Origin of the sequence: Nocardia sp. CA-135398 (assembly GCF_050955845.1) — a bacterium.
In the GTDB taxonomy this organism is placed as follows: domain Bacteria; phylum Actinomycetota; class Actinomycetes; order Mycobacteriales; family Mycobacteriaceae; genus Nocardia.
The window spans coordinates 4,827,609-4,844,594 of the sequence record NZ_CP192084.1 but is presented as its reverse complement, the minus strand read 5'-3'; the positions used below and the strand labels follow the sequence as shown (position 1 = coordinate 4,844,594).

Genomic DNA, 16,986 nt, shown 5'->3' with positions numbered 1-16,986 from the left:
ACTATCTCGCGCCCGGACGAATGAGGTCCCGGGACGATCCCACACACCCATAGGAGGGGACACCAATGCCAGACCAACCCGAATCATCGACGCCACCCGCAGCGATATCGGAGCCGAGCACACGAGCCGATGCGGTAGCGGAGGCGCCGAACGTCGCCGTGTCCGGTGCGCCGACCTCGGTCGAGTCCCAGGGGGATGCGGTTCCGGATGCGCACACAGATACCGAAGGGTCTGCTGGGTGGTCGGCCGAACCGGCGTCGGACGCATCGGATTCGACGAGCGAGGGCGTGACACAGACGGATTCGGGCGCACCCGTGAGTACATCGACGACCGATCGGGGAGTGTCGTCGAGTGGTGCGGCGGATGTGTCGACGGGGATATCGTCCGACGCGCCGACGAACTCGCCGAGTGTATGGTCGAGCCCGCTGCCGGTGAGCCCGCCATCGACTGCGCTGCCACCCACTACGCCGCCGACCTCCGGGTTGCCCGCGCCGAGACCTTGGCCTACACAAGTGCCGAGGTGGCGGCGCGTCGTCTGCCCGCAAGGCGTATTGCCCGCAGCGGGTATCGCAGGTCTCGCGGGCGCGGTGTTCATCCCACTGGACCGGCCTGGGATCGGTTGGGTACTTGCCGGTTCGGTGGCAGCGGCCGCGGTGTTCACGGTGGACCGCCGCGCACGGTGTACGGCAGGAGCGGCTAGCGCGACGACGGATTCGGCCGCCTTCAAGGCGACGGAGCGGGGCCCGGAATGTCCGGCTCTCGAGGAACCCGGCCGCCCGACGGTGGTCAAAGGTGCTGGCGCGCAGTCGGCGCATTCTCCTGAAGTGAAGCGTGCTGCGGGAAGCTCGGATCCGGTCGGTTCCGGCGGTCGGGCGACGCTGGAAGACGGTGGTGGGGGAGCTGATCCAGCTGGATCTGGATTCGGTGTCCGCGCCGTGAATTGGGGGCGGGTGTGGTGGACGACCCTGGCGTTGGCGCTGCTGGCGGTTGGGGCGGTGCGGGCCGCCGGCTGGCTGTTCGCGCTGTGTGTGGTCGGGGCCGCGGTGGCCGGGTCGTTGGCTGTCGTCGGGCGGCGGTCGGTATATGGCGCCTGGTACGACGTGATCGCGGTGCCGATCGAGTCGATTGCGGGCATTCCCTGGGTGTATTCGGCGTTCGAGCGGATCGGCGACGGTAGGGCGCGACGGTCGTGGCGGGCCGGGACGTCGGTTGCGGTGACGCTCGCGCTGTTGGCGATTTTCGTGCCGTTGTTGGGCGGGGCCGATGCGACATTCGCGAAACTGCTCGACGCGGTGACGCCGAAGCTCGACGCGGCATCTGTGGTGCAGTGGATCGTGTTGTTCGCGCTACTCGGTCTCGGCAGCGTCGGGGCCATGTATCTGCTGGCGGGCCCGCGCGCCGCCGCGACCGGCGCACCATCCGGCCGAGGCCTGCGACGGTTGGAGTGGGCACTGCCGGTGGGCGCGCTGACCATCCTGTTCGCGGTCTTCGTCGCCGCCCAGTTCGTCGCATTGTTCGGCGGTGACGACTACGTCCAGCGCACCGCGAATCTGACATACGCCGAATACGCGCGCAGCGGATTCTGGCAGCTTTCGATCGTCACCATCCTCACCCTCGCCGTGATCGCCGTCGTATTGCGTTGGGCCGCACAGGAATCCGCCGCCGACCGCGCCTGGTTGCGCATCCTGCTGTGCGCGATCGCGGTGTTGACGCTGATCATCGTCGCCTCCGCGCTCGGCCGCATGTGGACCTATCAGCAGGCCTATGGGTTCACTGTCATGCGCGTGCTGGTCGAGGTATGCGAACTCTGGCTGGGCCTGGTGTATCTGCTGATGATCGTGGCGGTGCTGCGCCTCGACGGCACCTGGCTGCCGCGCGCCGCCATCGGCACCGCCATGTCGACGCTGTTCGCCTTGGCCGTGCTCAACCCGGAAGGCCTTGTCGCGGAACGAAATATCGATCGCTGGGAACACGGCAAGAATCTGGACACCCACTACCTCAGCGGACTCTCGCCCGATATCCTCCCCGCCGTCGACCGACTCCCGCAGCCCCAGCGTGCTGAGATACTCGGTCCGATCCGCCGGAGTCTCGACGAGGACACGTGGCAGAGCTGGAACCTGTCGCGCGCCGATGCCCGCTAGGGATACCGAGGTCGCTGTTGAGCCGGACGCGCCCATCCGAGCCCGCCTCCGCTAGCGGGGCGCGAGCAATCCGGGTGCGTCCATGGTGTCGACAAGCCAGCGTCCATCGGGCTGCATCGCCAGATTGATCACGATGGACAGCTGGGAGATCTGGGGTTCTGGGGTGGCGATATTGCGCACCGCGCGACCGACCGACGCCACCACGGAAGCTCGACCGGAAGCGAATGTCTCCAGTCCACAACGCGTACCCGTCGAGGAGCTGTGCACTTGTGCCTGGGTCATAGCCTCGCGCATCGCGGCTTCGATATCGGTGATCTGCCGCAGCCAGTCACCGGTCGAGCCGTTGCGCGCGGCGGTGAAGAATGCATCGAGATCGCTGAAGTCATACGTGGTGAACGCCGTGATGTAGTCACATGCCGACTTTCGCGCCCGCTCGCGCTCGACATCCGCCGCCCGCATTTCGCCGACTGCGCGATCACGCTCGGCGAGGGTGCGGCGCTGCGCATCGGCCGCCTCGCGTTCCTGGGCGTACTCGACGAAGAACCCCACCCAGACCGCGATCCCGACCACCGCGACCACCGCCGCCAGCGCCGAGATCACCCGCCCCCACAGCCCGTTCGACGCAGCCCATTGTGATCTACCCGGAACTGACACGGCGTCTCCTGTCCCCGACGCGAAGCACTCTTCCGCCAGGGTAACCACACCGCCCCGCGCCCCTGCGAAACTGACCGAGTGCTCGTCGGTCTCGCTCGCCAGCAGGACATCCCGGCCTTTCTGTCACTGGCAGCCCAGGTCGAGCCCTGGTTCGGCCCCATGGCGGATGCCCCGGACTTCCGCGCGGCCCTGCAAAACAACATCCGGCGCGGCACGGCCCTCACCGCATCGTCAGGACCAGATATCCTCGGCGGCTTGCTATTCGGTATCCGCCGCGCCCCGATCTACCACATCCGCTGGCTCGTCGTCGCCGAACACACACGCGGCCACGGCGTCGGCCGCGCACTGATAACGGATGCACTGCACAGATTCGTTCAAGCACCCGCCACGATCGAGGTAGTCACCTTCGGCCTCGGCCACCCCGCTGCGACCCGCGCTCGCGCGTTCTACGAAAGCCTCGGTTTCATCCCGGCCGAAATGGTCGCCCCAGGACCGGAAGGCGGCCCACGCCAGACCTTTCGGCGAACTATTCCTCTTGATACGTAGGACGTGCGCTTCTAGCGCGTCAACTGGGCGGGCTTACCCGTTCGTCGCCGGGTCCCACTGTCGTCAGCGCGAGAGTCGATCGCGTCCGCGCATGCTGGCGTTGGAACGCAGGATCGGTCGGTGATTCACGCGGGCGACGGTTTCGGAGCTCAGGTGAGTGCGCGGTGGACGGCGTCGGCGGGGTCGGTGGCGAGTTTTGCTGCGGGGATGGGATTTCCGGCGGCATCGTGTACTTGCCAGCCACCGAGGGAGATGACGGGAATGGTGCCGCGGTGGTGAGCGAAAGCGAGTTCGGAAAGGGTGCCCCACGAGCCGCCGATCACAATCACGGCGTCGGCGGATTGAACGAGGATCGCGTTCCGGGCCTCGCCCATATTGGTGTACAGCACGGCGGACAGACCTCGGCACACGGCGGAACGGTCGGTATCAGGACGGACTCCGATGACGAGCCCGCCCGCCCGCGTGGCCCCCTCCGCGACTGCGGCCATAACGCCGGTACCGCCCCCGCACAGAACGGTGGCACCAGCAGTCGCGAGCAGTCGTCCTACCTCCGCCGCCCATTCGCCTTCGGTGGTGGTGCAATCACCCGGTCCGCAAACCGCGACCTGCGGAGGTATGTCGCGAGCCATGGAGTCGACGATAGTTGCAGGAATCTCGCTCAGCCGCATACTCCGTGCAGGTCGGCCCCGCACCGACCGGCACGCCCCGCAGCCCGGCCTACTCGGCTTTCGCGCGATCGGCCGGGGCCGGTCTTGCGGGCAGCCTCCCAGCACCGCCGTGCGTCGTGCGGCCAGGCAGTTCGGCCGAGTCCCGTACACCCCGCAGGTGTGTCCAGTACTGCCCAGCAGACCGAAGATTTCTACGGACTCGGCACACCTCCAGCGGCCGGTGCGTTCGCCGGGGGAGATCAATTCGGCCGGGCTGACGTAGGTCCAGAGCCGGTTCGAGGTGCGCAGGACATCGAGCGCGCGCGACCGGCAATATCGGCCAGCGGGTACTCACCGAGGCCGTCACCCTCGGCCACCACGTCACGGCGTTCACCAGGGACGCCAGCCAGATCACCATGTGATCGGCGACCGAGCGTCGGCTGAGCGGCTCCATACGTCACATGGCGAGGCGGTTCGGACACCCCGGACGCGGCGGGTCGAGTCCGAGAGGTGCCTACGCGCGCTTGGTGAGCAACGTATCGAGCTGAGTGGTGAATTCCTCGGCGGCGCTTCGGTATCCGACGTGATCGCCCGGGAATTCCACGAGGTCGAGTCCGAGGCGTTCGCCGAGTACCGCATTGGGCAGCGCCGGGAACGTTTCCTTCGAGTCGTGTCCGACGGCGAGGACGAGCTTGTCGGCGCCAGCTCGCAGTGCGTCGAAATCCGGTGTGTAGCGCACATATTGGCGCATTTCGTATTCCATCCAGAACTGCATGTTCTGCTGGATGCGCGCACCGGCCGCGGCGGCTTCGGGTGTGGGTTCTCCGTCGGGCTGCTGCCGGCGCAGCCCGACGCCTTCGGCGAATCGGGATATGGCGGCGACGAAGCCCTCGGACTTGCTGGTCTGGTGGACGTCGTCCAAGAAGGTGAGCCACCTGTCGGCATCGGGCAGTACGGTCGCCAGCGGCGGTTCGTGCGCGATGAGCGTGTGCACGAGTTCCGGTCGTGTGGTGAGCAATTCGAGCGCGACGATGGCGCCGGAGCTGCTACCGAGTACGGCGGCGGGCTGCTCGCCGAGGTGGGTGAGCAGCGCGGCGGCATCGGCGCCGTCCAGTTGGACGTTGTGGTCCTGTCCTGGGCTGCGGGAGAAGCCGCGCCGATCGTAGGAAACCACCGTGTAGCGATCGGCCAGGCGCTCGGCGATCTGGTCGAAGCTGCCGGCGTCGCCATTACCGCCCGGGATGAGCAGCAGCAGCGGTCCGGTGCCTCGGATTTCGTAGTACAGCGTCGCACCGGGCACGGCGAGGGTGTGGTCGGTGGGGATGTCCATAGGGAAGGCTCCTGGTAGATAGGACAGTTGCCGCAACGCTTCCCGGATGACGGGCAGTGCTGCGGTGGGCGGGTCCGCATCGACCCAGCGGTCGATGGCGACCTGCAGCGCCGTCGCGATCGCGCCCGCCATGATCCGCGGGAACATATCGGCGCGCGGGTCGCGGCCGGTGCGTGCGGCGATGGCCGTCGCGATGGCCTTCTGGATGACGGCCTGCGCCTTGAGGTATTCACCCTGCAGCGCGGGCTCGCTGGTGATCAGCCGAATACCGCGAGTCCATGCCGGATCGGGCAATTCGTCGTCACGGAATTCGGCGAGTACCGCGTGGATTACCGCGGGCCACAGCGCCTCGGCCGCCGGACGATCGTGCAGTCCGTCCGCGATGCGCCGGGCCCGATCGACCGCCACCGAGCACACGGCCTCGTACTTGCTGGCGAAGTAATTGTTGAACGTACGTGGTGAAACACCCGCCGCGGCCGCGATGTCCTCCACCAGCACACTGTCCAGCCCATGCTCGACCGCCAGCCGCAGTGCCGCGAATCCGAGCGCCTCCCGAGTCGCGAGCTTCTTGCGTTCCCGCAACCCGAGTACGAATGCCACGCCCTTCACCATACGCAATCTTGCGCGACACGCAATATTGCGTGATCGGAAAGTTTTGCACCACATAGGGTTCCGAAAGCGCCGCAACAACCGTCGTCCGAGATCAGCAGGACCACACCCGGTCTCGGCGAATTGCCCGCGAAACACTCACCAGTGGCACACCGCGTGTGCCGCCGCGCGCCGTTGCTGGTGGCGTGTGCCGTGCGCCGCTACGGCGCGCTCGCCGGTGGGGCACTCGGTGTGCGCCGCTGCGGCAGCAGCACCACGACACGCGCTGGGCAACTTGGCGGACTCGTGCACGCCGTCGGCCGAGTCGTCCGGCGCCTCCGACGGGAAACCGCCACATTACGAACCACTCGGTCCCTACCGATTCGGCCACTCAGATCACGGCGTTCAGCAAAGCTCTCGCAGATCCAGTGCGGACCTCGCATAAGCCACAGCCTGTGCGAGGTGCTCAATGGATGTGCGACAGCGCATTAGGCCGATACGCGACAGCGCGTGTGTGCCGGGCCCGGCGCGGGGTGGGACGATCAGGGAACCGGCAGGGCGCGCGTTGGGTGCGATGACCGCAATTCCAGTGCGGTGGTCAGGAGACTATGCGGACTTACGCAACATCGATAGACGCCCCATACCCCACGCGACCACCACCGCGGACAGGAACGACAGCAGTGACGCGCTCATCCACGCCTGCTTGGTGAAGTGCAGCTTCTGCTGCACGTCCACCCAGAAGTCGGTCCACACTCCGGCGTCGCCCGGGTTGATCAGCTGGTAGACCGAAAGACCGACGAGCCAGGCGAAAACCATGCCCCACCGCGATGGCGCGTGCGCCGAGGTATCCCACTGCTCGCGCGCCCGCAGGAAGAAGTCGGCGACGAGCACGCCGAGCAGCGGCACGAAGACTGACCCGATCAGCCCGAGGAAGCCGAAGTAGTTCGCCATGTTCAGCCGCAGCGCGAGCAGGGTGATCAGCACACCGAGACCGATCGAGAGCACCCGGCGGTCGATCCGGGGCGCGAGGTTCTGGATCGATACGGCCGTCGAGTACACATTCGCGAACGACTGGTCGGCCTCACGGAAGACGAAGATGAAGAAGAACACCGCTCCGAGGGTCACCTTCAGGAACGGCGAGTACACCCCGCCGTCGCCGGCGGCGAGCGCCAGCGCGAACAGCCCGAGCACATACGCGATGATCTGGGTGAACGCGTAGGCCCCACTGGCCGCGCCGAATGCCGCACCGGTGCCGCGGGAGTGCCGGGTGTAGTCGGCGGCCACCGGCACCCACGAAATCGAAACCGCGAGCGCCGCATCGGTCGCGACCCAGAACAGATTCCAGTCCACGCCGAATGGGCCGCCGCCCTCGGTGCCCGGGTTGGCGGTGAGATCCGGCAGACCCGCGCGGACGAACTGAATGTAGAACCAGATCAACGCGATCACCACGCCGACGGTCACGAACCGCCGCAGCATCCGTACCGAACCGAGTGGCCATATCGTCAACACCGTCGTCAGCACACCCGCGGCGATCACATAAATCCAGTGCGGCCCACCATCGAACAATTCCTCGGCCGCATCGCCGATGACGATCAATTCGAAGGTGCCCCAACCGATCAACTGCGCGATATTGAGCACCGTGGGCAAGTAGCTGAGCTTCGCGCCGAATAGTCCGCGCAGCAACATCATCGCGGGCTTACCGGTCTTGGCTCCGGGCACCGCGGCCAGTCCGAGCATGAGTCCACCGACCACGGTTCCGATGATCATGGCGAGAATGCCCGCGGCGATGGAGATCTGCGCCGCGCCCTCGGAAGTCGGCGCCAGTACGGTGTAGGCACCGGAGAATGCGAACAGGCTGACCCCGAGGTTCGCCCAGAACGCGCTCTGGTCCCAGAACGAGAGCACCTGCGGCGCTGGCTGGTCCAGGGTCAGTGGTGCTTCGCGCCGCTCGGATCGATCAAGGGTGGGTGCAGACATCCCGGTACCGCTCTCCCTACGCCGGCATTACCCGGACAGGTTCATGCGGTCGGCGAAACGTGGGGTCCGCCCTCTCAGCCCGGCCGTGCCCGAGCTCCCGCGCTGGGGTTTTCGGCGAAATGCTACACCCGTGCACCGCCGGGTCGGGCGGCGCTTCGGACATTCCAGACAGGTTCGGCGGAGATCGCCCGAAAATCGCGACCACCGCCCATACTGTCCGGTACCGACCTGGTTATCGCTCGGTTATCTGCCGCTCATCGCTCACCTCGACCGGAATGAGTATGCGCCCATGATGCTGATCACCTTGCACGAGACCGTCCTTGCTCAAATCGGAAATCCGACGCCAGAGGCCCCGCCCAACTCGGAGAAGATCCTGCAGATGGTCCGCTACCTGACCTGGTTCGTTCTCCTGTCGGGTGTCTGCGGCATCACCTACGCGGGCGGCCGGTTCGCCTGGGAGAAGTGGAGCGGCGGCACTCTGGATTCGCCGAAGATGCTCGCCGGCGCGATGATCGGCGGTGTCATCGCGACCAGTGCGGGCACCATCATGAACGCTATCGTCGGCTGAAAACCGTTGCGGGTGTACGGCTGACGGTGGCTCCGGCCGCGGCGGCGGCGCGCGCGAAGACGACCGCGTCGCGCACCGCCGCGCCGCCGGGATCATTGTTGAAGTAGACGAATACCTCTTCGCGATCGGACCAGGTCTCGGCCAGCCGTCGCGCCCAACTGGACAGTGCCGTGCGTCCGTAGCGCGGTGTGGGTGTCGCACGTCCGGAATGCAGTCGCAGATAACCCCAGTCCGTCGTGCGCCACAGTGGCGCGACGGGTCGGGAGCGGACATCGGCCCAACACAGTGCCGCACCGTATTCGGTCAGCACGGCACGGACTTCGGGAATCCACCAGGAATCGTGCCTGGGTTCGACCGCGATCCGGACCGTGCGCGGAAAACAGCGTAGGCACGCGTCGAGCAGTGCTGGATCGACTCGCAGCGTCGGCGGAAGTTGCAACAGCACCGGCCCCAGCTTGTCGCCCAGTGCACAGGCGTGCTCCATCAACCGCCCGACCGGCTCCTCGGGTTCGCGCAGCCGTTTGATGTGGGTGAGGAAGCGGCTCGCCTTGACCGCGAAACAGAAATCCGGCGGTGTCCGATCCCGCCATGCCGCGAACGTCTCGCCGCTGGGCAGTCGATAGAAGGCATTGTTGCTTTCGACCGTCGCGAAGCCCGCGGCGTAGGTTTCCAGCCACGCACGCTGCGGAACGTTCGTCGGATACAGCACCTCGCGCCAGTCCCGGTACTGCCAACCCGATGTGCCGACGAGTAGGGGCATATCTCCATCGAAGCACTTTCCGATGGTCAACGTATCAACTACGCTGTGTAGTAGATCGGTACAGGGAGGGTGTATGAGCGAACAATCGGTGGTCGAACGGCGAATCGGCTTGGCGCGCTGGAGTTTTCTGCAATGGGCCGTGTTCGTGATCGGCGCGGTCCATATCGTGTGGGCGATCGCGGGCTGGATCACCGAGCCCAGTTTCGAACTCGGCGAACACGCCCCGGCGACACCGGTGCTCGGCATGGACTACAACGGCTGGCACGCGGTGGCCGGGCTACTGCTGTTCGCTCCCGCGCTGATCGTCGCGACGCGCAAGTCGTGGTCGGCCTGGTACTGCGTGCTCGCCGGAGTGGGCGGGGGATTCGCGGTCGGGGTATGGGCGCTGTTCTCCCAGCACGTGCTGATCTTCAGCTTCCCGAGCCATATCACCGACGCGATCGAGCATCTGGTCACCGGCGTGGCGTTGTTGGCGATCGTCGCGGTGCAGGTCCTCCGAGATGGTGGCGTGCGCCCGGTATTCGGCCTGTCCGGTCAGTAGCAGCCTTCGAGGGTGGCGGCGGCGACCACATCGATGACGTCGGTGACATCGTTGTGTGCTCGCATGGCGGTGCGTTGTCGCCGGGCGCCATTGCCCCGCGCCAGAACCGCTTTGACGGTATCGGCGACGAACTGCTGGTCGCCGGACTGTTCGAGGGCCGGGGTGAGGTGGTCCACCAGCGCGGCGAGCAGGGTGGCGGCCGGAAGGGCACGCCCGCTGATCGTGTCGAGTCCGTCTCCGTCCAGGCCCGACCGGGCGGCCTTCCAATACGCGGCCCGCAAAACCTCCGCGGGCACCGGCGGCGGTGGTAGCCCATCCTGAATCGCCGTCTGCGCCATGACGACCGCCGCGCGAATCAGCGTGGCCAGCAATGCCGTTTCCTCGACCGTCGCCGGTACATCACTGACGCGCACCTCGACGGTCGGGTACGAGGCCGAGGGCCGCACATCCCAATACACCATCGCCGTGTCGAGAATGCTGCCGCTGGCGAGCATCATCCGCACCATATCGTCGTAATCCGCGGCGGAATCGAAGAAGGGCGGGGGACCGGCACTCGGCCAGCGCCGCCACATAATGCTGCGCCAGCTGGCATATCCGGTATCGGTGGCGCGGTAGACAGCGGAATTGGCCGTCAACGACAGCAACACCGGTAGCCACGGCCGCAAATAATTCCCGACCCGGATCGCGATATCCCGGGACGACACCCCGACATGCACATGACATCCGCACAAACCCTGCTCATGCGCGAGCATCCCGAAGTTTTGTTCGATGCGTTGATAGCGGGGGGTATCGGTGACCGGATACGCATCCGGTATCGCGGGCGGAACAGCCACCGCGAGCAACCGGGCACCGTTCTTCTCCGCGCAATCCGCCACACTGCGGCGTAGTCGACACAGATCATCGAGCAAAGCGGGGGTACAGGTATGCACCCCGGTATTGATCTCGACCTGACAGCGTGTCAATTCCAATTGCAGATCGATGCCGACGTCGGCCGCCGCCGCCGCGACTTCGACATTCCGCGGACTCGGCGCACCCGTGATCGGATCCGCCAGCAGGAACTCCTCTTCCACGCCGACAGTGGGCAGTGCCACGGCCATTACTGGATCTTACTGCGCAAATCGCCGATCCGGACGGATGCCGGAATCGTTTGAGCGCCCCACACCGGGGTAGGCCGACCTTAGTGAAGGATCGGCGAGAAAGGGGTCCGGTATGTCCGAGGAATTGCGTGGTGTGCGCGCATTGGTCATTACCGCGAATACCGGCGTCGAACACGACGAGCTGTTGGTGCCACTGGACTGGTTGCGCGAACACGGCGCCGTGGCCGTGCACGCGACCCCCGAACGAAGCGAGGTCCAGACTTTTCGCCACGATGTCGACAAGGATGAGGTCGTGCAGCCGGATGCGGCGCTCAACGATCTCGAGGCCGACGATTTCGACCTGCTCGTCGTGCCGGGCGGAACGGTGAACGTCGATAAACTGCGCGTCTGCGAGCGTGCCGTTGAAGTGGCACAGCAGTTCGTGCGTGCGGGCAAACCCATCGCGGCGATCTGCCACGGTCCATGGCTGCTCGTGGAGGCCGACGTAGTCGCGGGCAAGACCTTGACCTCCTATCACTCGTTGCGCACCGATGTCGTCAATGCCGAGGGGCGCTGGATCGATCGTGCGGTGGTGCGTTCGGATGAGAACGGCTGGCCGCTGATCACCTCGCGCAGTCCGGGCGACCTGAACGAATTCACCGAGGCGATCGGAGCCGAGCTCACCGCGGCCCCGTCGGCCCAGGCCTTCGCTGGCGACGAAATCTTCTGACAGCGGTGAATTCCCTGGATACGGATCGTCCTACTGATATGGACACAATCAACCTCGCCGACCGCTACGAGCTGCCGCCGATCGACTGGGACAGCATCCGCAGACGACTCGACGCGGGTATCGAGCAAGCGCCCGGCACCGGCGGTCTCGACCGGCACACCTGCTGGCTGACCACCATCAATCCCGACGGCAGCCCGCATGTCACCGCCGTCGGCGCGCTCTGGGTAGACGGCGCCTTCTGGTTCACGACCGGCGCCCGCAGCCGCAAGGGCCGCAATCTGGCGCGCGATCCGCGCTGCTCGATGAGTGTGGCCACCCACGAATTCGATCTGGTCGTCGAGGGCACCGCGACCAGGATCGCCGATCCCGCCGCCGTCGCCGATATGGCGCGACGTTGGGCCGACGGCGGCTGGCCGTGTCGCGTGGACGACACCGGGGAGGCGCTCACCGCCGAATACAGCGCCCCCTCCGCGGGCCCGCCGCCTTGGCACGTCTACCGCCTGACCGCGCTCACCGCCACGGCCTTGTCCACCGTGGAACCCGGTGGCGCTACCCGCTGGCGGTTCTGAGTCGCCGCACCTCGATTACCCGTCAGGTAATCGTGCCGGGGCCGGTGGCTTCGTAGGATCGACAGGATGAGTACGCAGACAGCCGGTGACCTGCTGCGCCACTGGCGGCTCGAGCGCAGGCTCAGCCAGCTGGAATTGGCCGGGCGCGCCGAAACCTCCGCGCGGCACCTGAGTTTCATCGAAACGGGTCGCGCGAATCCGAGCCGCCCCATGCTGGTGCACCTGTGCGAGCAGTTGGAAATCCCGTTGCGGGAACGCAATCGGCTGCTGCTGGCGGCCGGATTCGCACCCGCCTACGCCGAACCATCCCTCGATACACCCGCCATGGACGCGGTGCGCGGTGCGATGCGCCAGATCCTCGCGGGCCATGACCCCTATCCCGCACTGGCCATCGACCAGAGCTGGCAGATGATCGACGCCAATTCCGGTGTGGCACTGCTGTTGACGGGTATCGACCCGAAACTGCTCACCGTGCCGGTGAATGCCCTGCGACTGAGCCTGCACCCGGATGGCATGGCCAGCCGCATCGTCAATCTGGCCGAATGGCGCGGCCATATCTTCGAGCGGCTCGCGCGCCAGATCGAAGTCACCGGGTCGCCCGAACTGATCGAGTTGCGCGACGAACTGCGCGAATATCCCGGCGGCACAGTCGATCTCACCCTCCCCGAACCGGACCAGGCCGTGGTTCCGCTGCGCCTGCGCCACGATGACCACGAACTGTCGTTCATCAGCGTCACCACCGTCTTCGGCACCCCGATGAACGTGACCGTCGCCGAACTGGCCATCGAATCGTTCTTCCCCGCCGATGAGGAGACGAAGAAGCGCCTCAACGCCGCGTCGTCATGAACTGCCCTCGGGTGTGATCGAGCGCTTGCTACCGCAGGGTTCGGTGGGGTGGTGGATGTAGAAAATGGTCCCACTGGTCCGTAGGGTGGATCGGGTTCGAGTGGAGCCATGGCGAGGAGGGTGCGGTGGATGCGGTGGAGCGCTCGGTGACGGGCGATACCGGGGTGCGGGCGGTGACGCGGGTGATCGACCTGCTGGAGTTGTTCGACACCGCGCATCCGGCGCGTTCGATCAAGGAGTTGGTGGAGGGCACCGGACTGCCGAAGACCACGGTGCTGCGGTTGTGCGCGACGCTGTGCGCGCGCAATGTGCTCACCGCGCGGACGGATGGCACCTTCGGGCTGGGGCCGGGGATGCTGCGGTGGGTGCGGTTGGCGGGCCGGATGTGGACGCCCTCCGATGAGGTGGCCGAGGTGATGCGGGAGTTGAGTAGGGATACCGGTGAAACGGTGAATCTTTATGTCCGCGAGGGACTTTCGCGAATCGTGGTGGCACAGTGCGAGAGCAGTGCCACGGTGCGCAGCGTGATTCCGGTCGGGGTGCCGTACCCGTTGTGGGCGGGAGCCGCGGGGAAGGTGCTGCTGCAGGCGGCGCCGGAGCTGCTGCCCGCCGTGGCCGCGGAGTCCCCGCGCGGTCCGGAGTACGAGAAGGAGTTGGGGGCGGCGGTCGACGCGGCACGCGAACGCGGATATGCGTTGGTGCACGGGGAGCGTGAGATGGGAGCATCTGGGCTGGCGTTTCCGGTCACCGATGCGCATGCCCGGGTGGTGGCCGCGCTGACGGTGGGCGGTCCGACCGGGCGTTTCACCGAAGACCGGGTGGCCCGCTATGTCGAGGCCACCCGCTCGGCCGCGGCGAAGATCGCCGCGCTGGGACTGCCCGGTATCGACTGACCGCGTCGATCGGGTGCCGGGCAAGGCGCGACGCGGATGCCGGTGGGGCGGACCGTCTTCGGGGTTATTTGATCGCGGTGGCGTTGGCGGGTGAGCCGACGCCACCGGTGAGGTTGAGCGGTTTGACGGTGAGCAGGCAGTCGTAGCGGCCATCGGTGGCACAGTCCGCGCCGAGCTCGTCGAGTTTCCACAGTTCGCCGATCGGCAGCCCGAGTAGCGCGATCAACTCCTGATGCATCATGCCGTGGTCGGTATCGGCGCCGAACGGCGATCCCGGCACGGCGGGCAGGCGTTCGAGTGCGAAGGTGTCCGAAGCGGCCAGCGCGACGCGGTGCTCGGCGAACCACTCGATGGCCTGCGGCGACTGGGCCAGACCGGTGCAGGTCTTGGTCGCACGGATGCACTCTTGTTCGTCCGCAGTGGCCTCGTTCAGATACCAGTGTGCCCAACCGGTTCGGAGCAACAGCAGGTCTCCGGTCTGCAGTCGGGTGCCCTGGGCGGCGAGTGCGTCGTCGAGCAGCCCGATGTCGAGTGGCTCGCCGCCGCGGTGGTCGATCGGGTGTTCGAGCCCCTGGCGATAGCGGCCGAGGTCGATCAACACGCCGCGTCCGACGATCGGTTGCTCGGCCCAGCGGTTGACGCCGAGGTCCGCGGTGTGCGGGGTGATCCGCTCTTCCGAGATCCCTTGGTAGAACCCGCATTCGGCGTGGCGGCGGTGGCGTAGTCCGTCGATGTGGGTGCTGCCCTGTAGCCAGAATCCGTCGAGCCGGTCATCGCGATGGTCGCGGTGGCGAGCCGTGATCGCGTGCTGGGGCGCGGTGCGGGAGCCCGCGATCGGCGGCTGGAAGGCATCGAGGGGGTAGTCGAGGCCGAATACCGTTCCGCGGCGGACGAGTTCGGCGGCAGCGCGCACCTCGGCGGCTCCAGCGTAGTTGGCCGTGCCGCGTTCGGGATCGACAGAGAAACGGTCCCAGGTGCAGTAGGATGGCAGGCCGCTGCGGTTATGCGCTGGCATGGTGAGGCGGGACGGATCGTGGCGGCTCGCCGGTATAGGCGGGCAGCAGCGTGCGGGGGATCGGGCCCTTGTTGCGTCCGCCCTGTCGCGTCTGTTCCCAACCGTGGGCGAGGATGCCGACCGAGCGGGACAGCACGAACAGGCCGCGTCCGAGTGGGGCAGGAAAGCCGAGTTCGGCGAAGACGACAGCGGTGGCGCCGTCGATGTTCATCGGCACCGGTTTGTCGCGTCCCGCGGCGAGGGCCGCTTCGAGTGCCAGTGCCGCGGCGAGATGGTCTCCGGCGACGGCGTTCTCGTCGCGCGCCTGTGCTACCAGCGACAGCAGCGGGTCACGCCGGGGGTCGCGGGGGTGGAAGCGGTGCCCGAAGCCGGGGAGGTATTTCCGCTCGGCCCGGTATCGGGCGACGATGCCGTCGGCGATCGGCCGCAGCTCAGTGGGATCGCTTGCCTGGGAGGTGATTTCGCTCAGCATCTGCATGCACTGCTCGCCCGCGCCGCCGTGCACGTCACCGAGCATGCCGACGCCGGTGGCCATGACATTGTTGAGTCCGATGCCGCAGGTGGCGGCCATGCGCGCGGCCGCGATCGAGGGCGCCTGCGGGCCGTGGTCGACGGCGGCGACCAGCGCGGCGTCCAGCAGTCGGGCCTGCCATGGCGTGGGCAGCTCGCCGCGGATCATCAGCCACACCATCGCCGCGTAGGAGGTGGTGGGGATCAGCTCCTCGATCGGATAGCCGTGGTAGCGAATGACGCCCGGAGCGATATCGCTGATATCGGTTCGCCACCACTGGGTGACCTCGGCGATGGTGGTGTCGTGGACGAGGGTCATACCGCACCTTCCTCGTGCAGTTCGGCGATGCGATCGGAGCTGAAACCGAGCTTGGTGAGCAGGTCGTCGGTGTCCGCGCCCAGTGCGGGCGGGGGAGCGGCCGGTGCCAGTGGCGCGCCGTCGACGTGGAAGCCCGCGCCCAGCACGCGCGCCGTGCGGTCGGGCAGCGCGACCTCGTGGACTAGGCGGCGCTGGGCGATCTGCTCCAGTTCGAGGGTGGCGGTGACATCGAGCACCAGCCCGGCGGGGACCCCGGCCTGGTTGAGCAGCGGCTCCCACTGCGCGGCGGATTTCGCGGCAAGCGCGGTCTCGAGCTCGGTGCGTAGCTCGGCACGGCGAGCCTTGCGGTCGTCGCGATGGGCGAAGCGGGGGTCGTCGATGAGGTCTTCGCGCCCGATGAGCTTGCACAGGATCTCGAACTGCTCCTGCTTGTTGGCGGCGATATTGAGCTTCCCGGAACCGGTCGCGAAGGTGGCCGACGGTGCGCCGGTGGGATTCTCGTTGCCGTTCGGAGTTGGACGGCGGTCGGCGATGAGGTAGTCCGAGACCACCCAACCCATGGCGGTGAGGGCGGTGTCGAGCATGGACACGTCGAGATACGCGCCTGCTCCGGTGCGGGTGCGCGCGGCGAGGGCGGCGTTGATCGCCATGGCCGCGGCCATGCCACCGAGGGTGTCGCAGACCGGAAAACCGACTCGCAGCGGCGCGGTCTCGGGGGTACCGGTCACCGTGCTCATGCCGGACAGGCCCTGGATGATCTGGTCGTAGGCGGGACGGTCGCGCATCGGTCCGGTCTGGCCGAATCCGGAGATGGCGCAATAGACCAGCCGGGGGTTGCGCGCGCGCAGCGTCTCCCACGGATAGCCCAACCGCGCGAGCACGCCGGGCCGGAAGTTCTCGATGAGAACATCCGCCGTGGCGAGCAGTCGGTCGAAGACCTCGCGACCGGCTTCCTGCTTGAGATCGATGGTGATCGAGCGCTTTCCGGCGTTCTGCGCGACGAAGGAGGCGCCCAGCCGCCGCGCCGACAACTGGGTGTCCGCGCCGAGCTGGCGGGCCAGATCCCCGGCGGCGGGTACTTCGACCTTGATGACGTCGGCGCCCAGCAGGGCCAGCTGGTAGCTCGCGTAGGGCCCGGCGAGGACGTTGGTCAGATCCAGGACGCGGATCCCCTCCAGAAGTTTCATCCGAAGCGCCTTTCTGGGGTCGGCATGCGGTCCCCGAGGTGTCGCTGTGTGAGTGACCTCAACCTAGCATCCAATCCACAGGATGGTCC

18 protein-coding genes and 1 riboswitch are annotated in these 16,986 nt (G+C 67.0%); of the genes, 8 read left to right on the top strand and 10 right to left on the bottom strand.

All coding sequences use genetic code 11. The annotated features are described in order from the left end of the window. Nucleotide 1 precedes the first annotated feature (1 nt). The gene (locus tag ACQP1T_RS21375) at nucleotides 2-463 is read right to left on the bottom strand and encodes a hypothetical protein (protein WP_433754818.1); all 462 of its coding nucleotides are present in this window, start codon (nucleotides 461-463) and stop codon (nucleotides 2-4) included. A gap of 49 nt (nucleotides 464-512) precedes the next feature. On the opposite strand from ACQP1T_RS21375, the gene ACQP1T_RS21370 reads away from it, so the two are divergent. Then, entirely contained in the window at nucleotides 513-2,141 is a 1,629-nt protein-coding gene (locus tag ACQP1T_RS21370; RefSeq protein WP_433754817.1) for a DUF4153 domain-containing protein, read from the top strand. Nucleotides 2,142-2,192: 51 nt separating this feature from the next. Here ACQP1T_RS21370 and ACQP1T_RS21365 read toward each other — a convergent pair whose 3' ends face one another. Next, entirely contained in the window at nucleotides 2,193-2,795 is a 603-nt protein-coding gene (locus ACQP1T_RS21365) for a hypothetical protein (RefSeq protein WP_433754816.1), read from the bottom strand. Between the two features lie 78 nt (nucleotides 2,796-2,873). Between ACQP1T_RS21365 and ACQP1T_RS21360 the strand changes: the two genes are divergently transcribed. Then, nucleotides 2,874-3,341, top strand: a complete 468-nt coding sequence (locus tag ACQP1T_RS21360) for a GNAT family N-acetyltransferase (RefSeq protein WP_433754815.1) — start codon at nucleotides 2,874-2,876, stop codon at nucleotides 3,339-3,341. 149 nt (nucleotides 3,342-3,490) lie between these two features. On the opposite strand, the gene ACQP1T_RS21355 is transcribed toward ACQP1T_RS21360, so the two are convergent. From ACQP1T_RS21355 to ACQP1T_RS21345, 3 genes are all read right to left on the bottom strand, one after another. Continuing rightward, nucleotides 3,491-3,970 (bottom strand): LOG family protein, encoded by a 480-nt coding sequence (locus tag ACQP1T_RS21355; RefSeq protein WP_433754814.1) that lies wholly within the window; start codon nucleotides 3,968-3,970, stop codon nucleotides 3,491-3,493. Nucleotides 3,971-4,502: 532 nt separating this feature from the next. Next, entirely contained in the window at nucleotides 4,503-5,918 is a 1,416-nt protein-coding gene (locus tag ACQP1T_RS21350) for an alpha/beta fold hydrolase (RefSeq protein WP_433754813.1), read from the bottom strand. Nucleotides 5,919-6,512: 594 nt separating this feature from the next. Further along, on the bottom strand, nucleotides 6,513-7,883 hold the full coding sequence (locus tag ACQP1T_RS21345) for a purine-cytosine permease family protein (protein WP_433754812.1): 1,371 nt from the start codon (nucleotides 7,881-7,883) through the stop codon (nucleotides 6,513-6,515). Beyond that, a riboswitch (TPP riboswitch) is annotated at nucleotides 7,880-7,994 on the bottom strand. Its footprint overlaps the gene before it by 4 nt. Nucleotides 7,995-8,172: 178 nt before the next feature. On the opposite strand from ACQP1T_RS21345, the gene ACQP1T_RS21340 reads away from it, so the two are divergent. After that, on the top strand, nucleotides 8,173-8,451 hold the full coding sequence (locus ACQP1T_RS21340; RefSeq protein ID WP_062990643.1) for a hypothetical protein: 279 nt from the start codon (nucleotides 8,173-8,175) through the stop codon (nucleotides 8,449-8,451). On the opposite strand, the gene ACQP1T_RS21335 is transcribed toward ACQP1T_RS21340, so the two are convergent. Then, nucleotides 8,438-9,211 (bottom strand): DUF72 domain-containing protein, encoded by a 774-nt coding sequence (locus ACQP1T_RS21335; protein WP_433754811.1) that lies wholly within the window; start codon nucleotides 9,209-9,211, stop codon nucleotides 8,438-8,440. The genes ACQP1T_RS21340 and ACQP1T_RS21335 overlap by 14 nt on opposite strands. 73 nt (nucleotides 9,212-9,284) lie before the next feature. Between ACQP1T_RS21335 and ACQP1T_RS21330 the strand changes: the two genes are divergently transcribed. Further along, nucleotides 9,285-9,752 (top strand): DUF4383 domain-containing protein, encoded by a 468-nt coding sequence (locus ACQP1T_RS21330; protein ID WP_433754810.1) that lies wholly within the window; start codon nucleotides 9,285-9,287, stop codon nucleotides 9,750-9,752. Here the strand turns inward: ACQP1T_RS21330 and ACQP1T_RS21325 are convergent. Then, nucleotides 9,746-10,849, bottom strand: a complete 1,104-nt coding sequence (locus ACQP1T_RS21325; RefSeq protein WP_433754809.1) for a glutamate--cysteine ligase 2 — start codon at nucleotides 10,847-10,849, stop codon at nucleotides 9,746-9,748. The two genes, ACQP1T_RS21330 and ACQP1T_RS21325, sit on opposite strands and share 7 nt — an antisense overlap. 112 nt (nucleotides 10,850-10,961) lie before the next feature. Here ACQP1T_RS21325 and ACQP1T_RS21320 point away from each other — a divergent pair, with 112 nt between their 5' ends. The 4 genes from ACQP1T_RS21320 to ACQP1T_RS21305 all read left to right on the top strand — a co-directional run bounded on the left by ACQP1T_RS21320 (nucleotide 10,962) and on the right by ACQP1T_RS21305 (nucleotide 13,866). Beyond that, complete coding sequence (locus ACQP1T_RS21320) at nucleotides 10,962-11,558, top strand: type 1 glutamine amidotransferase domain-containing protein (RefSeq protein WP_433754808.1); 597 nt, start codon at nucleotides 10,962-10,964, stop codon at nucleotides 11,556-11,558. A gap of 38 nt (nucleotides 11,559-11,596) precedes the next feature. Beyond that, the gene (locus tag ACQP1T_RS21315) at nucleotides 11,597-12,127 is read left to right on the top strand and encodes a pyridoxamine 5'-phosphate oxidase family protein (protein WP_433754807.1); all 531 of its coding nucleotides are present in this window, start codon (nucleotides 11,597-11,599) and stop codon (nucleotides 12,125-12,127) included. A 66-nt stretch (nucleotides 12,128-12,193) separates the two neighbouring features. Next, nucleotides 12,194-12,973, top strand: a complete 780-nt coding sequence (locus ACQP1T_RS21310; protein ID WP_433754806.1) for a helix-turn-helix domain-containing protein — start codon at nucleotides 12,194-12,196, stop codon at nucleotides 12,971-12,973. A 125-nt stretch (nucleotides 12,974-13,098) separates the two neighbouring features. Continuing rightward, nucleotides 13,099-13,866 (top strand): IclR family transcriptional regulator, encoded by a 768-nt coding sequence (locus ACQP1T_RS21305; protein ID WP_433754805.1) that lies wholly within the window; start codon nucleotides 13,099-13,101, stop codon nucleotides 13,864-13,866. 64 nt (nucleotides 13,867-13,930) lie between these two features. Here ACQP1T_RS21305 and ACQP1T_RS21300 read toward each other — a convergent pair whose 3' ends face one another. From ACQP1T_RS21300 to ACQP1T_RS21290, 3 genes are read right to left on the bottom strand one after another with little or no spacing between them, the layout of a single operon-like run. Further along, nucleotides 13,931-14,881 carry a cyclase family protein gene (locus ACQP1T_RS21300; RefSeq protein ID WP_433754804.1) on the bottom strand — a complete coding sequence of 317 codons (951 nt, stop codon included), beginning with the start codon at nucleotides 14,879-14,881 and terminating at the stop codon, nucleotides 13,931-13,933. Continuing rightward, nucleotides 14,868-15,710, bottom strand: a complete 843-nt coding sequence (locus ACQP1T_RS21295; RefSeq protein WP_433754803.1) for a citryl-CoA lyase — start codon at nucleotides 15,708-15,710, stop codon at nucleotides 14,868-14,870. Before ACQP1T_RS21295 ends, ACQP1T_RS21300 begins: the two co-directional genes overlap by 14 nt. Further along, nucleotides 15,707-16,897 (bottom strand): CaiB/BaiF CoA transferase family protein, encoded by a 1,191-nt coding sequence (locus tag ACQP1T_RS21290; protein WP_433754802.1) that lies wholly within the window; start codon nucleotides 16,895-16,897, stop codon nucleotides 15,707-15,709. Before ACQP1T_RS21290 ends, ACQP1T_RS21295 begins: the two co-directional genes overlap by 4 nt. Nucleotides 16,898-16,986: the final 89 nt, after the last annotated feature.